Annotated in this window: 12 protein-coding genes and 1 tRNA gene; 9 read left to right on the forward strand and 4 right to left on the reverse strand. The window is 58.9% G+C overall.

Going from position 1 to position 14,105, the window contains the following annotated elements; translation table 11 throughout:
* The first annotated feature begins 185 nt into the window (after positions 1-185).
* The 4 genes from NZ960_07930 to NZ960_07945 all read left to right on the forward strand — a co-directional run bounded on the left by NZ960_07930 (position 186) and on the right by NZ960_07945 (position 4,716).
* Entirely contained in the window at positions 186-1,553 is a 1,368-nt protein-coding gene (locus NZ960_07930; GenBank protein MCS7177519.1) for an immunoglobulin domain-containing protein, read from the forward strand.
* 44 nt (positions 1,554-1,597) lie between these two features.
* Positions 1,598-3,187 carry a hypothetical protein gene (locus NZ960_07935; GenBank protein ID MCS7177520.1) on the forward strand — a complete coding sequence of 530 codons (1,590 nt, stop codon included), beginning with the start codon at positions 1,598-1,600 and terminating at the stop codon, positions 3,185-3,187.
* Positions 3,184-3,831 carry an ABC transporter ATP-binding protein gene (locus tag NZ960_07940; GenBank protein ID MCS7177521.1) on the forward strand — a complete coding sequence of 216 codons (648 nt, stop codon included), beginning with the start codon at positions 3,184-3,186 and terminating at the stop codon, positions 3,829-3,831. Before NZ960_07935 ends, NZ960_07940 begins: the two co-directional genes overlap by 4 nt.
* Positions 3,832-3,894: 63 nt before the next feature.
* Positions 3,895-4,716 (forward strand): lytic transglycosylase domain-containing protein, encoded by an 822-nt coding sequence (locus NZ960_07945; protein MCS7177522.1) that lies wholly within the window; start codon positions 3,895-3,897, stop codon positions 4,714-4,716.
* Between the two features lie 2 nt (positions 4,717-4,718).
* Here the strand turns inward: NZ960_07945 and NZ960_07950 are convergent, their stop codons facing one another.
* Positions 4,719-5,276 (reverse strand): nicotinamidase, encoded by a 558-nt coding sequence (locus tag NZ960_07950; GenBank protein ID MCS7177523.1) that lies wholly within the window; start codon positions 5,274-5,276, stop codon positions 4,719-4,721.
* 36 nt (positions 5,277-5,312) lie between these two features.
* Entirely contained in the window at positions 5,313-6,731 is a 1,419-nt protein-coding gene (locus tag NZ960_07955) for a nicotinate phosphoribosyltransferase (protein MCS7177524.1), read from the reverse strand.
* A 351-nt stretch (positions 6,732-7,082) separates the two neighbouring features.
* Here NZ960_07955 and NZ960_07960 point away from each other — a divergent pair, with 351 nt between their 5' ends.
* From NZ960_07960 to NZ960_07970, 3 genes are all read left to right on the forward strand, one after another.
* Positions 7,083-7,643, forward strand: coding sequence for a thioredoxin family protein (locus NZ960_07960; GenBank protein MCS7177525.1), 561 nt, complete (start codon positions 7,083-7,085; stop codon positions 7,641-7,643).
* Between the two features lie 108 nt (positions 7,644-7,751).
* Positions 7,752-8,177 (forward strand): Gfo/Idh/MocA family oxidoreductase, encoded by a 426-nt coding sequence (locus NZ960_07965; protein ID MCS7177526.1) that lies wholly within the window; start codon positions 7,752-7,754, stop codon positions 8,175-8,177.
* A gap of 48 nt (positions 8,178-8,225) precedes the next feature.
* Complete coding sequence (locus NZ960_07970) at positions 8,226-8,588, forward strand: DUF108 domain-containing protein (GenBank protein MCS7177527.1); 363 nt, start codon at positions 8,226-8,228, stop codon at positions 8,586-8,588.
* A 60-nt stretch (positions 8,589-8,648) separates the two neighbouring features.
* Here the strand turns inward: NZ960_07970 and NZ960_07975 are convergent, their stop codons facing one another.
* Entirely contained in the window at positions 8,649-10,073 is a 1,425-nt protein-coding gene (locus NZ960_07975) for a hypothetical protein (protein ID MCS7177528.1), read from the reverse strand.
* Positions 10,074-10,203: 130 nt separating this feature from the next.
* On the opposite strand from NZ960_07975, the gene mutL reads away from it, so the two are divergent.
* On the forward strand, positions 10,204-12,015 hold the full coding sequence (gene mutL, locus NZ960_07980) for a DNA mismatch repair endonuclease MutL (GenBank protein MCS7177529.1): 1,812 nt from the start codon (positions 10,204-10,206) through the stop codon (positions 12,013-12,015).
* Between the two features lie 2 nt (positions 12,016-12,017).
* On the opposite strand, the gene NZ960_07985 is transcribed toward mutL, so the two are convergent.
* A tRNA-Leu gene (locus NZ960_07985) sits at positions 12,018-12,103 on the reverse strand.
* Between the two features lie 191 nt (positions 12,104-12,294).
* Here NZ960_07985 and lepA point away from each other — a divergent pair.
* Positions 12,295-14,103, forward strand: a complete 1,809-nt coding sequence (gene lepA, locus NZ960_07990) for a translation elongation factor 4 (GenBank protein MCS7177530.1) — start codon at positions 12,295-12,297, stop codon at positions 14,101-14,103.
* The last annotated feature ends 2 nt before the right edge of the window (positions 14,104-14,105 follow it).

Genomic DNA, 14,105 nt, shown 5'->3' on the forward strand with positions numbered 1-14,105 from the left:
AGGTGGAGCGACAGGGGAGGGTTGTCGGGCAGCGGGTAGTGGTAGTGGTACGGTAAGGAGTAGCCGGCAGGGGAAAGCTCTTCCCCTGCCGGCTCTGTATTTTTGTGGTTACGACGAGTAAATGTCCGAGCAACAAGGAGGGTTCCATGGTACGGAGGAGCTCTATTGGAGCAACGGGACTTGCTATGGCGTGGCTGGTAGTCACTGCCGCTGCCTTTGCGGCAGGTACTATCATCAAGCAGCGTCCACCGAGTAACCTACGGGAGTGTGTGGGCGATACTCTCATCTTGTCAGTGCAGGCAGAACCTCCGCTTGGAGAGTCCGGGCTGAGCTATCAGTGGTACAAAGATGGTGTCCAGTTGGCGGACGGTGGCCGGATTAGTGGGGCCCAGACCAATACCCTGCGAATCGTTGGAGTGGTGCCGTCCGATGCTGGGGTCTATACGGTGGTTGTCACGACAGTGCCCTCTGGAGCGGCAGAGGAGGCACAAACCCAGGTAGAGGTCGCCGAGGCGATTCAGATTTCCCAGCAGCCAGCAGCCCAGACGGTGTGCGAAGGACAACAGTTCAGCTTCTTGGTTCAGGCGACGGGGACGATCACAGGATATCAGTGGTACCACAATGGCACAATCGTCCCTGGGGCTGTGCAGGCGACGTACACGGCTACTGCTACAATTGCAGATACGGGGGAATGGTGGTGTGTTATCATTGGCCCATGTGGGAATGTCATCTCTAACCGGGTGAGATTGCAGGTCAACGTTGGACCAAGGATCACGACTGCTCCGACTGCCACAGCAGTATGCCGGGGTGCGAGTTTCACACTGCAGGTGGAGGCAACGGGGACTGCTCCGTTGCAGTACCAGTGGTATCGGGATAATGTCCCAATCGCTGGGGCGACGCAGCCTACGTATCAAGACGTAGCAGCCCAGACAGCTTCGTACTTCGTGGAGGTGCGGAACACCTGCGGAACGGTGCGAACCGATCCTGTCACGGTCCGCGTCAAGGAGCCGCCTCAGATCACGCAGCACCCACAAGGCGGGACCTTTGCCCCAGGGTCGCAGGTGACATTGAGTGTACAAGCAACAGGCGAACCTCCGCTGAGCTATCAGTGGTACCGAGATGGAGTCCCGCTGTCAGGGGCCACGAGCTCTACGTACGTGATTCCTAACATGGCCCGTTCGGACGAGGGTACTTACTTCTGCGTTGTGAGCAACGAATGTGGCTCAGATACTAGCGACAGGGTAGTGCTGCGGCTCACAGGTATTGTCGAGCAGGCGTCGCATGGAGGGAACATCCTGTGGGCAGTGGCGCCGCATCCGGTCAATGCAAGTGCTTCCATTCGATACCGCCTCCAAGAGGGTGGCTGGATGCGGCTGAGCATCTTGGATGTCTTCGGCCGACCGATCGTTCTCCTGTCAGAGGGTGTCGTTGCAGCTGGAGAGTACAGCCAACGCTTGGACGTTGCAGCCCTGGGGCTTGCACCTGGTGCTTACATCTACCAGCTTGAGACTGCTCGAGGGGTTGTCCGGCAGCTCATGATCGTTGCACGGTGATCGTTCGACATTCTGGGGAGCCCACTCTGTGGCGGGTCCACGGGGTGGGCTCTTTTTTTGCCAAGGCTAGTGTGGGGCTACTCCAGCTATGCTGGCTATCGTACGTAGGGGTAGCTGGGCGCTGTGCCTTTGCAGATCGGCACCTGCACTACCAGCAGCAGGAGCTCTCCAGCGAACGCCCGATGCTTCCCTTTTGGTACGAGACTCCCGACGGCCGCTTTCGGCTCCACTACGCCCTTTCGGGGAGGGATGCTGTGCCCTCTGGTGACTACGATAGGAATGGCCTTCCCGATTACCTTGACACGGCTGCTGCTCTGCTCCGGTATGTCTACACTGTTCTCGTTGACAGTCTCCAGTATCCACCGCCACCATTGGACAGTGGCAGAGGGGGATCTTCGGCGTACGACGTTTACTTCGTTGATTTGGGAGGGCGCGGACTCTATGGGGAGACCGTGCCCGAGCAATTGCTCCCGCATGGCGTCTACCCCTGCTTCTCCTCGTTTCTCCTCTTGGACAACGATTACAGCCCTTTGGATTCCTCCAACCGGCGCCCTACCTACAGAGAGACAGGTGTGCGGGCTCTCCGGATAGCGATTGCACACGAGTTGTACCATGCCATTCAGTTCGGCAACTACGGCATCGCTCAGCACGGAGTGCTCCTCTACGAGCTGGCCAGTACCTTCATGGAGTGGCGCGTTTTTCCGGACACACGAGATTACGAGCAGTTCTTGCCTGAGCTGTTCCATTCGCCTGAGCGATGCGTCTTCGGAGAGGCCGATAATCCAAGCTTAGGGTACCGGTTTGCTGTCTTCGGGCAGTACCTCTACGTGCGTTGGGGAGACGGAGTGCTCCGCCGAATGTGGGAGGGGATTGGGCGAGGGGCCCATCCGTATGCTGCTTTAGATACGGCTTTGCAGCAGGTCGGGGGGATTACTTTGGCAGATGCATGGTGCCAGTTCTTGCCGTGGATGTATTACACTGGGGAACGAGCGCGGCCGGGGTATTTCCCACGCGCTGCGGATTTTCCGACGGTGCGATTTGCCGTAGCCGAACGGTTTGTCGCGCCAGCCTTCGTCCACACGGGGCGCCTGCTTCCGTTTGAGTTCCGCTTCGCTCGGGTTTTGGTGGGACATGAGGATGGGAGCCGGACACCGGACACCCTGGACGTTGCCTTTTCTTATCCCAACACGGGCGCTGTAGTCTCGCGGGACAGTTCAGCCGTAACCTACACACTGGCTTTCGGCATGCTCCCCCAGGGTGACCCCTTGCCGGGGACACCATACAGGATACGGTGGGAGAGCAACCACACCCTCTGCTACCACACGTTCTGGAATGCTGGGTTCCCGCTACAAGTCATCAGCAGGCCATACCCGCAACCGTATCTCGTGGGCCGACACGAGAAGCTCTGCTTGCCAGTACCGGCGTCGGTGAGATTGGAGGAGTCAGCGGAGGTGGAACTCTATACACCCGCGTGGACTCGGGTAGCAGGGTTTGCTGCTCGTGTCCAGGCCGATGGGGAGCGGATGACCTGCTGCATTGTCCCTGGTTCGCTCCAGTCGGGGGTATACGTTTATCGCTTGCGCGTCGCTGGGTACGAGGAGTGGGGGAAACTGGTCGTTTGGGCCGAGCCGTGATAGCTGTGGAAGCCGCAGAGATTGGCAAGGCATATGTGCCTGGCCGATGGGTCTTTCGGTATGTTACGCTTCGTCTCAGTGCGGGCGAAGCGCTTGCTGTCGTTGGTCCGAATGGTTCTGGGAAGACGACCTTACTGAAGGTGCTCTGTGGTCTTGCCGAACCGACAGAGGGGAGGGTTTGGGCTATGCTCCGCGGTCAGCAGTACGCACCGCGGGAAGTCCTCAGTTGGGCCGTTGGTGTGGTCGCGCCGTTTCTGCAGTTGTATACTGAATTCACACCCTGGGAACTCGTGGGGCTGAGTCTGCGCCTCCGGGGGATGCAGTGGGATCAAAAAGAGACGGCAGCTCTGATGGAGCGGCTCGGGTTGCAAGGAGTCGCACAACAGAGGATTGGGACGCTCTCCACGGGGATGCAGCAACGCGTCCGTGTAGCCTTAGCAGTTGCCCATAAACCGCTCGTCTTTGTGCTGGATGAGGTGGCAGCAGTGCTGGATCCTGCCGGTAGAGAGGCCGTAGCGGAGTTGGTTGCGCAGCACCGCCAACAGGGCGGGATTGTGCTCGTTGCTACTAATGCCGACTACGAGCGCTCATGGTGCGAGCGTGTAATAGAATTGCCAAGTGGAAGAGAGCTCTGCGGGGGATAGCCCATGCAATGGTCTGCTCTTGTCTGCTGCGTATTGTGTTGCCTTGCAGTCGCTGATGTGGCCGTGGCGAGGGAGAAGCGAGCGCGGACGCAGTGGATAGCAGCCGTACGGTTGCCACAGCATTTAGAGTTCTGTGGAGAACCGGTGCCGTTGGAGCTCCCTGAAGTGCGGGAGGGGATAGAGCGAGAGCTCTACGTCTTGCTGCAGCAGCCAGGGCAGATCGTACTCTACCAGAAGCGTGCCGGACGTTACTTTGCTCTCTTTGAAGAAGCGCTTCGACGGGCAGGGATGCCATTGGACTTGAAGTACGTTGCGATTGCTGAGAGCGCTCTTTTGCCAACGGTCCAGTCGCCGAAGCAAGCCGTGGGATTGTGGCAGTTCATTCCAGAGACGGCGCGAGCAATGGGATTGCGAGTAGACGAATTTGTGGACGAGCGGCGCCATCCGGAAAGGAGCACCGCTGCGGCCATACGCTATTTGCAACAGGGATATCAGCTCTTTCGGAATTGGACGCTGGCCGTTGCGGGTTACAACATGGGGCACGAGAATTTGCAGATGCAGTTGCAAGCCCAGGGAGTCAGCAGCTTCTACGACGCTTTCCTCAACGAAGAGACCACCCGCTACATCTACCGCATCATCGCAATCAAGCATGTCATGGAGCACGCCCGGCGGTACGGTCTCGAGATCCCGCGGTCAGAGCGATACTCGGCCCCTGCTGTTCGGCATGTTCGGTGGGAGGGAGCGATTCCCGACCTTGTAGAGTGGGCTCGGCTCCAAGGAGCACGGTACAAGGATGTTCGCCTCCTCAATCCTTGGATCCTCAAGCCCCAGCTGCCGGAGCCGCCGAGCGGGCAGGCATACGAGATTGCTGTCCCAAAGCAGTGAAGCTACGCTGCCTGTGGCTGGAGGATGTCCTCAGAACTGATGAGGATGGCTCCAGCCTGCTGCATCTCCTGCAGTGCTCGCTCTCCGTCGCCCGGATTCACGTTAACAGCTCGGATAGCATCAGTCACAACATAAGTGCGGAAGCCTTCTCGGAGGGCATCCAGCGTTGAGGCCCGGACACAGTAGTCCGTGGCTAGCCCGGTAATGTAGAGCTCCGTCACTCCTTGCTGGCGTAAGTATTCAGCTAGGTTGACATTTGTGGCTTCAAAAGCCGAGTAGCCATCGTCCTGGGTGCCTGTTCCTTTGAGCAGGACTTGGTCGATCTTGTCTGTTCTCAGGCGCGGATGGAATTCAGCTCCCCAGGTACCCTGGACGCAGTGTGGAGGCCACTTCTGGAAGTGCGTCGTCTCTGCGGGATGCCAGTCTTTAGAAGCCACCACCAGCGGGAAGGCATCCATAAGCCGGTTGATAACCGGGACGACCGCATCCCCTTCAGGTACTGCGAGAGCGCCTCCGGGGCAGAAGTCGTTCTGTACGTCGACAACCAGGAGAGCCTTCATGGCTGCACTCGGGGTCGTTGGGGGAACCAGGAGCGATTACTGAAGACGAAGTGCCTCCTGGACCAGTCTGTCACGAAGTTCCATCAGCGAGCGGCTAATCCCGACGGGGTAAATGTGGGGGTTCTCAAAGCGCTTGTGGACGTCCGGAAGCTGGCGGAAGCGCTCCGCTGCGTATTCGCGGACTGCCGAAAGGGGAGGCAGAGGGGAGCAAAGCTCCCCGTTTTGGAGCACTGGGGTTAGAAGAGGTTCAGCATACAAGCCTTCTACCGCAATTCGCTGGATGGGGAAGAAGGGATGGTAGAGTTCACGGGGAACTGGTTCATGCCAAAGGGCTATTCCATCAGCAACGAAGGAGCCGTCGCTGGCGTAGTAACGGAAGAGCTGCTTGCGCCCCGGTAGGAGAATCTTTGTGAAGTCGTCCGACACCTTCAACGTCGGTCTACCGGCGTACTCCACGAGTTTGTAGACGCCATCCAGTGCGGGGCAGTCGTAAGCTGTCACCAACCGGGTGCCGACGCCGAAACCATCTATCGGTGCTCCCTGCTCCAGGAGGCTTCGAATGAGATACTCGTCGAGCTGGTTGGAGGTGAAGATCTTCACGTACTGGAGTCCTGCCTCATCCAGCATGCGGCGGGCCTGGCGGCTCAGAGCTGCGAGATCGCCACTGTCAATCCGAATGCCCAGTAGGCGATAGCCACGCTCTTCCAGCTCCCGAGCTACCTGGATAGCGTTCGGGATGCCGCTGGAGAGCGTGTTGTAGGTGTCTACCAAGAGTACGCAGCGGTCAGGGTAGAGCTGAGCGAAAGTGCGGAAGGCTTCCAGTTCATCCCCGAAGCTTTGAATCCAAGAGTGTGCCTGAGTCCCGGTGACAGGGATGCCGTAGAGCATTCCAGCGGCGACATTAGATGTGGCATCTGCCCCGCCAATATAGGAAGCCTTGCTGGCCAGCATTCCGCCCCAGCCTTGGGCACGTCGGAGGCCGAAGTCGGCAACGAAGCGATGACCTGCGACCCACCGAATGCGCATGGCCTTCGTTGCGATCAACGAGGCGAAGTTGAGGAGGTTCAGAACGAGAGTCTCCACAAGTTGGGCCTCCAGCAGTCTCCCTTCGACCCGGAGGATAGGCTCTCGCGGGAAGACGATCTCCCCTTCCCGGACACTCCAGATAGTGCCGCGGAAGCGAAAGGTGCGTAAGTACTCCAGGAAATCTTCCCGAAAGCCCTGTTGGCGTAAGTAGAGGAGGTCATCCTCACCGAAGTGGAGTGAGAGGAGGAGCTCTACTAGCTCGCTCAGACCGGCGAAGACTACGTAGCCCCCTTGGAAGGGGTTGGTACGGAAGAAGTACTCGAAGACTGCTGGCGATTCAGCACGACCACTGACGAAGTATCCTTGGGCCATCGTCAGCTCATAGAGGTCGGTATAGAGCCCAAGGTGTTCCAGAAAGTTACGCACCATGGTGGCTCTGTCGTTGTCAGCGCGTTCAGCGCACCGTTTACACGTTCAGTGCACCGTTTAGAAGTTCAAAGCTACGGCTTTATCGGCCGCAGAGAGCGCGAGTGGCAGGCTAGTCTGCATGTCAGTGTGTGCGTGCGATAGGACTACACAGCTACAGGCTTCGAGTTCATCTTGCTATGTTGATTCGAGTTGGCTTTGGGCTACAGTAGGTGGCTATTGGGTATCGAGCGGGCGCCGTAAGGGAGGGTAAAGGGTAAGTGTGCCTGCTGGATTCGGCATTGTCTATGAGTTGACAGTGGTGTAGTTTTGTGAGGTGGGATGTACCGGTAGCAGAGAGCAGGAGGAGCGACAATGGCAGTTCAGTCGCGCGAGATACCGCTGGGGATGAAGGTTCCCGATTTCGAACTGCTGGACGTCGTTTCGGGACAAAAGCGCTCACTACAAGAGCTGAAGTCAGAGCGTGCTACGGTCATTATGTTCATCTGCAACCACTGCCCGTACGTCAAGCACATTTTGCCGAAGCTTGTAGAGGTGGCACGTGAGTACGTTCCGAAGGGGGTCTCCTTCATCGCTATCAACTCCAACGATCCAGAGACGTATCCGGAGGATTCCCCAGAGAAGATGCGGGAGATAGCGCAACAGTTGGGGTATCCTTTCCCATACCTGTTCGACGAGACCCAAGAGGTTGCCCGTGCCTACGGAGCCCAGTGTACCCCAGAGTTCTTTGTGACTAACGCTGAGCTACATCTGCTCTACCATGGACGGTTTGATGCTTCTACCCCGAACAACGGTCTTCCCGTAACAGGGGAGGACTTGCGAGCCGCGTTGGATGCGCTCCTAGCAGGGCGTCCGGTGCCATATCCTCAGTATCCGGCAATTGGGTGTAGTATCAAGTGGCGGCAGCAAGCATAGGGGTGGCTGGCCTAGTAGTAGTGCTTGAATAGCGGTCGTGCTGGAAGCAGCCCTTGGGTAGGACGAAAACGCAAGGGGGAACGGGGGCAAACCTGACGAAGGTGCCCAATGGGGAATGAGATCGGGATTGGGCTAATTGGCTGTGGGGCTATAGGCTCTAGCGTGGCTGAGGCATTTGCTCACGGTGAGGTACCGGGTGGAGTGCTGAAGGCTGTCTGCGACCGCGACGAGGGGCGGGCGCGGGCGGTTGCATCGCTTGTGCCGATGTCCGTTAAGGTAGCGGCGAGTGTAGGGGAGCTGCTCGATGGCAGTGAGCTGCACCTAGTCGTAGAGGCAGCTTCCCAAGCGGCAGTCCACGAATACGGCAAGCAAGTCCTTCAGGCGGGGTGTGACTTCCTCATTCTCAGCGTAGGAGCCTTCTTAGAACCACCTGGTTCTGAGCTGCCAGCTGTGGCAGAAGAATGTGGGCGTCGGCTCTATATCCCTTCTGGAGGAATTGCCGGGATTGATGGGTTGAAGGCTGCGGCATTCTGAGGCGAGATCGAGGGAGTTCTCCTGACCACCCGCAAACCTCCGCATGCATTGGCACCTGAGGCGCTCACAGAGTGGCTCCAGCTCCATCCTTCAGAGATCCGTGAGCCTGTAGTGGTGTACGAAGGTCCTGCTCGTGAAGCCATACGTTATTTCCCCACGAACGTCAACATCGCCGCGACGTTGAGCCTTGCTGGAATTGGGCCCGAGAGGACGCTGGTCCGAATCATCGCAGACCCACGACTGACCCTAAACGTTCATGAAATCTACATCCGCGGCGCATTTGGAGAGCTCAGCATCACGGTGCGCAACATCCCGCATCCTCAGAATCCTCGTACAAGCTTGCTATCGGTCCTCTCGGTACTGGCAACTCTGCGGGAGATTTGCTGTCCGGGAATCCACTTGGGAGTGTAGAGCCAAGATGTGCTGAACGAGTTGGGGGCAGACCTTCTTGCGGAAAAGCCCCTGACGACTTCAGAAGCCGTGCTCTAAGACCGCTTCGGCGGCGCGTAGGCGGAGCCAATGTTGGCGTTGCAACACGGGAAGCTGAAGTCGCTCGGCAGATGCGTTCTCGGCAATGTGGTCTGGGGAGGTACTCGAGACCAGAACAGTCCCAATCCCCTCCGTTCGCTGGACGAGCGCTATGGCTAGTTGTGCTAAGGGGACGGGGGGGATGGGTACGTGGAGAGCATCCTCCAGTACTGTCCGCAGGTGGCGGGCCCGTTCCCAAGCGCGGGCGGCATAGAGGCGTCCAATATCCGCCAGCGCTTGGTGTAGACGTTGCACGTAGTGCTCCCACTCTTGGCGGGCACGCTCCGTCTGCAAGAGCGGGGTTACTATATCGCTCAGCGAACGCAGCCGCTCAGTGATGTAGCCCTGTCGAACTCGGCTCCAGTCCTCGTAGCTGGCAAACTCGTGCCAGTGGTCTTGCAAAAAGAGGCTTAGCGTTAGGGATTCTCGTAGCATCTCTCGCTGGACCCCGTTGAGGGGCTGCTCTGTGAGGAGGCGCAAGAGCTGGGTCTCTGTACGCAGGAACTCCCGAAGCAGACCCCGGATGTGTTCGACGGAGACGAGCGTAGTTTTCTCTACAGGAGGCTCTGCAATGAGCACTGGACGCTGACCCAAACGGGCGCTGAGCGGACGGTAAGCAATGACGTGAAGGGCTTGGCCCATTGCATACTCCAGTAGCGTCCGACCCTCGATGACCGTCTCGGTTGCCGCAGCAGCCTCGAAGAGGTTGAAGGGAATTGCCAACAGGCGGAAGCGGTGGTGTTCCCCTCCAGCTGAACTAGCAACGGCAATAAGCTCTGGTAGGGACAGTGGGATTGGTGTTTCCGGAGAAGACAAGAGTGCTTCGGATTGGATGCCATATGCACCGAGCCTTTCTCGGCGGGCCTCTTCCTCCAAGAAAGCGAACGCTTGTTCTAAGCGACGTAGGAGCTCATGGACAGCTTCGTCCTCGGGGAGTCCCTGCATACGGGCCCATTGGAGGAAGGTCTCGGGGGTCTGGAGCATGACTCCCGCTACTGCCCCCTGTCGGAGCCGCTGATAGCATTCGGCGAGCTGCTCTTGGAGGAACTCAGGATGGATGCAGTAGCCAAGCCCCTCGCGGAGTCGGAGAAATTCAGGGTAAGGGCGTCCTTCGTGTTCACGCTCCAGGGCCCGATGATAGAGGATTCCTTCCACAAGCCCGAGAGCGACAAGCACGAGTGGCTGCTGGCCCGTTTGTGTACTCCAGTCTCCCAGAATGGTCTGACCAAATCCATCGTCGTCACTAGGAGCAGAGGCAAAGAGCCGGACGCCACTGCGCCAGGCTGCTTCTATAAGCTGCTGGGAATCGTGCGGAGAGGTGAAACGGCATGTGTTGAGTCCAAGTGGAGGCAGCAGATAGTGGGGCATGGCAGCTTACCCTGGCTAGCTAGCACCAAACTCGAGGGCCACAAAAGTAAGGAGAAGCACCTGAAGGGCTTATGGCAATGACAGCAGAAGCGGTGCGTCATACTGCCGGCAAGGTGATAGGTCCCGGGCGATGGAAGAGCGGCGTATCTGGATTTTGCCCGACTTCGTGGTAAGCCAAATTGCTGCCGGCGAGGTGGTGCAGCGGCCAGAGTCGGTCGTCAAGGAGCTGGTAGAGAATGCTCTTGATGCAGGGGCGACAACGATTGCCGTCACAGTCCATGGCGGGGGCAAACGGCTCATCCACGTCGTGGACAACGGTTGTGGGATGAGTCGCCCTGACCTCCTCCTCTGCATTCAGCGTCACGCTACGAGTAAGCTGAGGAGTCTTGAAGACCTCCATCGGATTCGTACGCTGGGTTTCCGTGGCGAAGCTTTGGCCTCGATTGCTGCCGTTTCACAGTTAGAGATCCGAACGCGGCGAGCGGAAGACGCTGTCGGCTGGCGCCTCCTCTCCGAGCCGGAAGGGGAGCCGCGAGTAGAGCCGTATGCCTGCGAGAAAGGGACGCAGGTGTTCGTTCGGAATCTCTTCTACAACGTCCCAGCTCGGCGTAAGTTCCTCCGCTCCGACATTACCGAGTTCCGCTTGATTGCTGACATGATGACCCGCTTCGTCTTGGGGCAGCCCGATGTCCGCTTTGTCTTCAACGATGAGCGTACTCTGCTGTTCGATGTCCCGCCAGGGATGCTCCAGGAGCGTTTTGCCGTCCTCTTTGGGGATGAACTCGCCCAGCGAATGCTGCCTGTTGAGTACTGTACGGAGGGTCTTAGGATCTGGGGACTCATCGGGCATCCAGAGGTGAGCCGCCCCTCGCGGACCCATCAGTTCCTGTTCCTCAACCGCCGCTGGATTCGGCACAAGGGGCTCAGTCATGCAGTCTACACAGCGTACGAGCAGCTCCTGGACACGGGTAGCTACCCTGTCTTCGTGCTCCACATAGAAGTGGACCCAGAGGAGGTGGATGTGAACGTGCACCCGCAGAAGTACGAGGTCCGCTTCGAAGATGAGCAGCGTGCTTTCACTGCGATGCTGGAGGCAGTCCAGGGGACGCTCCGGCAGTACCACTTAGCACCCATCGTGGCAGTGGAGTTCGCTCATGCTCCAATGACAGTGGAGCGGACCCGAGAGGGAGAGCAACTGCTAGTCAATCGGCTAACGGGTGAGATCATAGCTCCCGCAAGGCCAGGGTTGCGACAAGAGAGTGTTGGAGGAGGCCGTGGGGAGCGAATTTCGGCGAGCGGAGACGCTACTCGGCATGTCCTCAACAGGGTCCCTGCAGGCGCAGAGCTTGCGTCTGGCCTCCTTGCGCCGACACTCGCAGTGCGGTGCTGGCAGATCCGCAGGACCTATATCCTCTGGGAGACGGCGGAAGGCTTGCGGCTCGTTGACCAGCATGTCGCGCACGAGCGTGTTCTCTACGAGCGCTTCCGCCAGGCCTGGGAATTGGGCCAGCGGCTACCTCAGCGGCTTCTTTTGCCCCTGCCGATAGCTCTCTCCCCTGCTGAGAGGGCGCTCGTGGAAGAGCTGTGGGAGGCTCTCCACGCTACGGGCTTTGAGCTCCAGCGGTTGCCCTCGGGAGATTACGAACTCACTGCAGCGCCTGCTGATCTCCCTTCGGGCCAGGAGGAGCAGACTCTGCGGGAGCTCTTAGCAGCGTACCAACAGCAGAGACCTTTGATTACAGGCTCAGTGGTCGGGTGGCTACTGGCAACGATGGCCTGCAAAGCAGCGGTGAAGGCAGGTGACCTCCTCACAGAAGCAGAGATGCAAGCGCTCCTCCAGCAGCTCCAGGAATGTCGTCTGCCTTACGTGTGCCCCCACGGGCGTCCCGTAATCGTGGAGCTCCCTTGGGAAGAGGTAGAGCGGCTCTTTGAACGGCGGTGAAGTGCCCGGAGCGGGAGTCGAACCCGCACGGGGCTTGCGCCCCACGGGATTTTAAGTCCCGTGCGTCTACCAGTTCCGCCATCCGGGCAGTGGCACTTACGAAAATACTCTGTTTGCTGCCAAGACCGAGGTACTCCCAGACGGCGATTTCGCTGACGGGAGGTCCTGTAGGACGTCTCTTCCATTGCGGACGGCATTGTTTATCACCGTGCAGCAACCGCATGCAGGAGAGCTCCTAATTTTGCTTTTCGCAACGAAAAAGCGCCGTGCGCTGCTAGCATGGAGCTCTCGCACATTCGAAACTTCTGCATCATCGCCCACATTGACCACGGGAAATCAACCTTGGCCGACCGGCTGCTGGAACTGACCGGCAGCGTGAGCTCCCGGGAGATGGTGATGGACCAAATCCTGGACGACAACCCGTTGGAGCAGGAACGTGGCATCACGATCAAGCTCCATGCGGCACAGATGCGCTACACAGCGCCCGACGGCCAGCAGTACCTTTTGAATCTGATCGACACGCCAGGGCACGTGGACTTCTCCTACGAGGTCTCGCGCTCTCTGGCAGCTTGCGAGGGAGCAATCCTGGTCGTGGATGCCAGCCAGGGGATAGAAGCCCAGACGATCAGCAACCTCTACTTGGCCGTGGAAGCTGGGTTGGAGGTCATTCCGGTCATCAACAAGATAGACCTCCCCAACGCCGCCGACATGATCCCAGTAGTCCAGCAGCAGCTCGTGGACCTGATTGGATGCCGCCCTGAAGAGGTCCTGCTGGTGTCGGCAAAGCACGGTACGGGGATTGACCGGTTGCTGCAGGCGATCATTGAACGAATCCCTCCGCCACAAGGAGATCCAGAGGCCCCGCTACGGGCGCTCATCTTTGACTCCATGTTTGACCCCTACCGCGGGGTGGTTGTCTATGTGCGGCTCTTCGACGGTACTCTGAGGGAAGGTGACCAGGTGCTGTTCTGGGCGACCCAGCAGGTGTATGAAGTAGATGAGGTCGGCATCAAGCAGCTCAAGCGCCAGCGGACGGGTGAGCTCAGCGCTGGTATGGTAGGCTACTTCGTTGCCAACATCCGGCGCGTCCAAGACACAAAGGTTGGCGACACTGTCACTCACGCAGAACGGCCATGCGCACAGCCAGTGCCGGGCTTCCGCGAAGTCAAACCGATGGTGTTCTGCGGCATCTACCCGGCCAATGCTGAAGACTTCGAAGAGCTGAGGGATGCGCTGGCCAAGTTAGCCCTCAACGATGCGGCGATTGTCTACGAACCCGAGAGCTCTGCGGCGCTTGGCTTCGGCTTCCGCTGCGGCTTCCTGGGACTCCTCCACATGGAGATCGTGCAGGAGCGCCTTGAGCGGGAGTTCGGGCAGAACATCGTCGTTACGGTCCCGAACGTCCGTTACCAGGTCCTCCGCACGGATGGGGAGATCGTCTACGTAGACAACCCTGCCCAGATGCCGCCTCCGACCCACATTGAGGAGATCGCCGAACCGTACATCCGCGCCCAGATCATCACCCCGACCGATTACATCGGTGCTATCATGCGCCTGTGCATGGACCGTCGGGGCGTGCAGACGGGGATGTCGTACCTCTCTCCCACCCGAGTTGACTTGCAGTTTGAGCTGCCACTTGCGGAGGTCATCTTCGACTTCTACGACAAGCTGAAGTCGGTCTCGCAGGGGTACGCCTCGTTTGACTACGAGCACATTGGCTACCGTCCGGGTGACCTCGTCAAGCTCGATATCCTCATCAATGGCGAGCCGGTGGACGCCCTCTCGATGATCGTCCACCGAGAGCGGGCCTACGAGTGGGGGCGGAAGCTCTGTGCGAAGCTGCGGGAGCTTATCCCACGGCAGCTCTTCGAGGTGGCAATCCAGGCGGCCATCGGTTCACGGGTGATTGCTCGGGAGACGATCAAGCCGCTGAGGAAGAACGTTTTGGCCAAATGCTACGGCGGGGACGTCACGCGTAAGCGGAAGCTCCTAGAGCGGCAGAAGGAGGGGAAGAAGCGTATGAAGCAGATCGGGCGTGTGGAGATTCCGCAGGAGGCCTTCCTGGCCGTGCTCAGCATTGAGAAGTGAAG

The sequence above is a fragment of the Candidatus Kapaibacterium sp. genome (genome assembly GCA_025059875.1).
Classification (GTDB): Bacteria; Bacteroidota; Ignavibacteria; order Kapaibacteriales; family HRBIN21; genus HRBIN21.

Coding starts and splice junctions, on each gene's coding strand:
- NZ960_07930 (MCS7177519.1), top strand. CDS start 186: ATGGCGTGGCTGGTAGTCACTGCCGCTGCCTTTGCGGCAGGTACTATC.
- NZ960_07950 (MCS7177523.1), bottom strand. CDS start 5,276: ATGAAGGCTCTCCTGGTTGTCGACGTACAGAACGACTTCTGCCCCGGA.
- NZ960_07955 (MCS7177524.1), bottom strand. CDS start 6,731: ATGGTGCGTAACTTTCTGGAACACCTTGGGCTCTATACCGACCTCTAT.
- NZ960_07960 (MCS7177525.1), top strand. CDS start 7,083: ATGGCAGTTCAGTCGCGCGAGATACCGCTGGGGATGAAGGTTCCCGAT.
- NZ960_07965 (MCS7177526.1), top strand. CDS start 7,752: ATGGGGAATGAGATCGGGATTGGGCTAATTGGCTGTGGGGCTATAGGC.
- NZ960_07975 (MCS7177528.1), bottom strand. CDS start 10,073: ATGCCCCACTATCTGCTGCCTCCACTTGGACTCAACACATGCCGTTTC.
- mutL (MCS7177529.1), top strand. CDS start 10,204: ATGGAAGAGCGGCGTATCTGGATTTTGCCCGACTTCGTGGTAAGCCAA.
- lepA (MCS7177530.1), top strand. CDS start 12,295: ATGGAGCTCTCGCACATTCGAAACTTCTGCATCATCGCCCACATTGAC.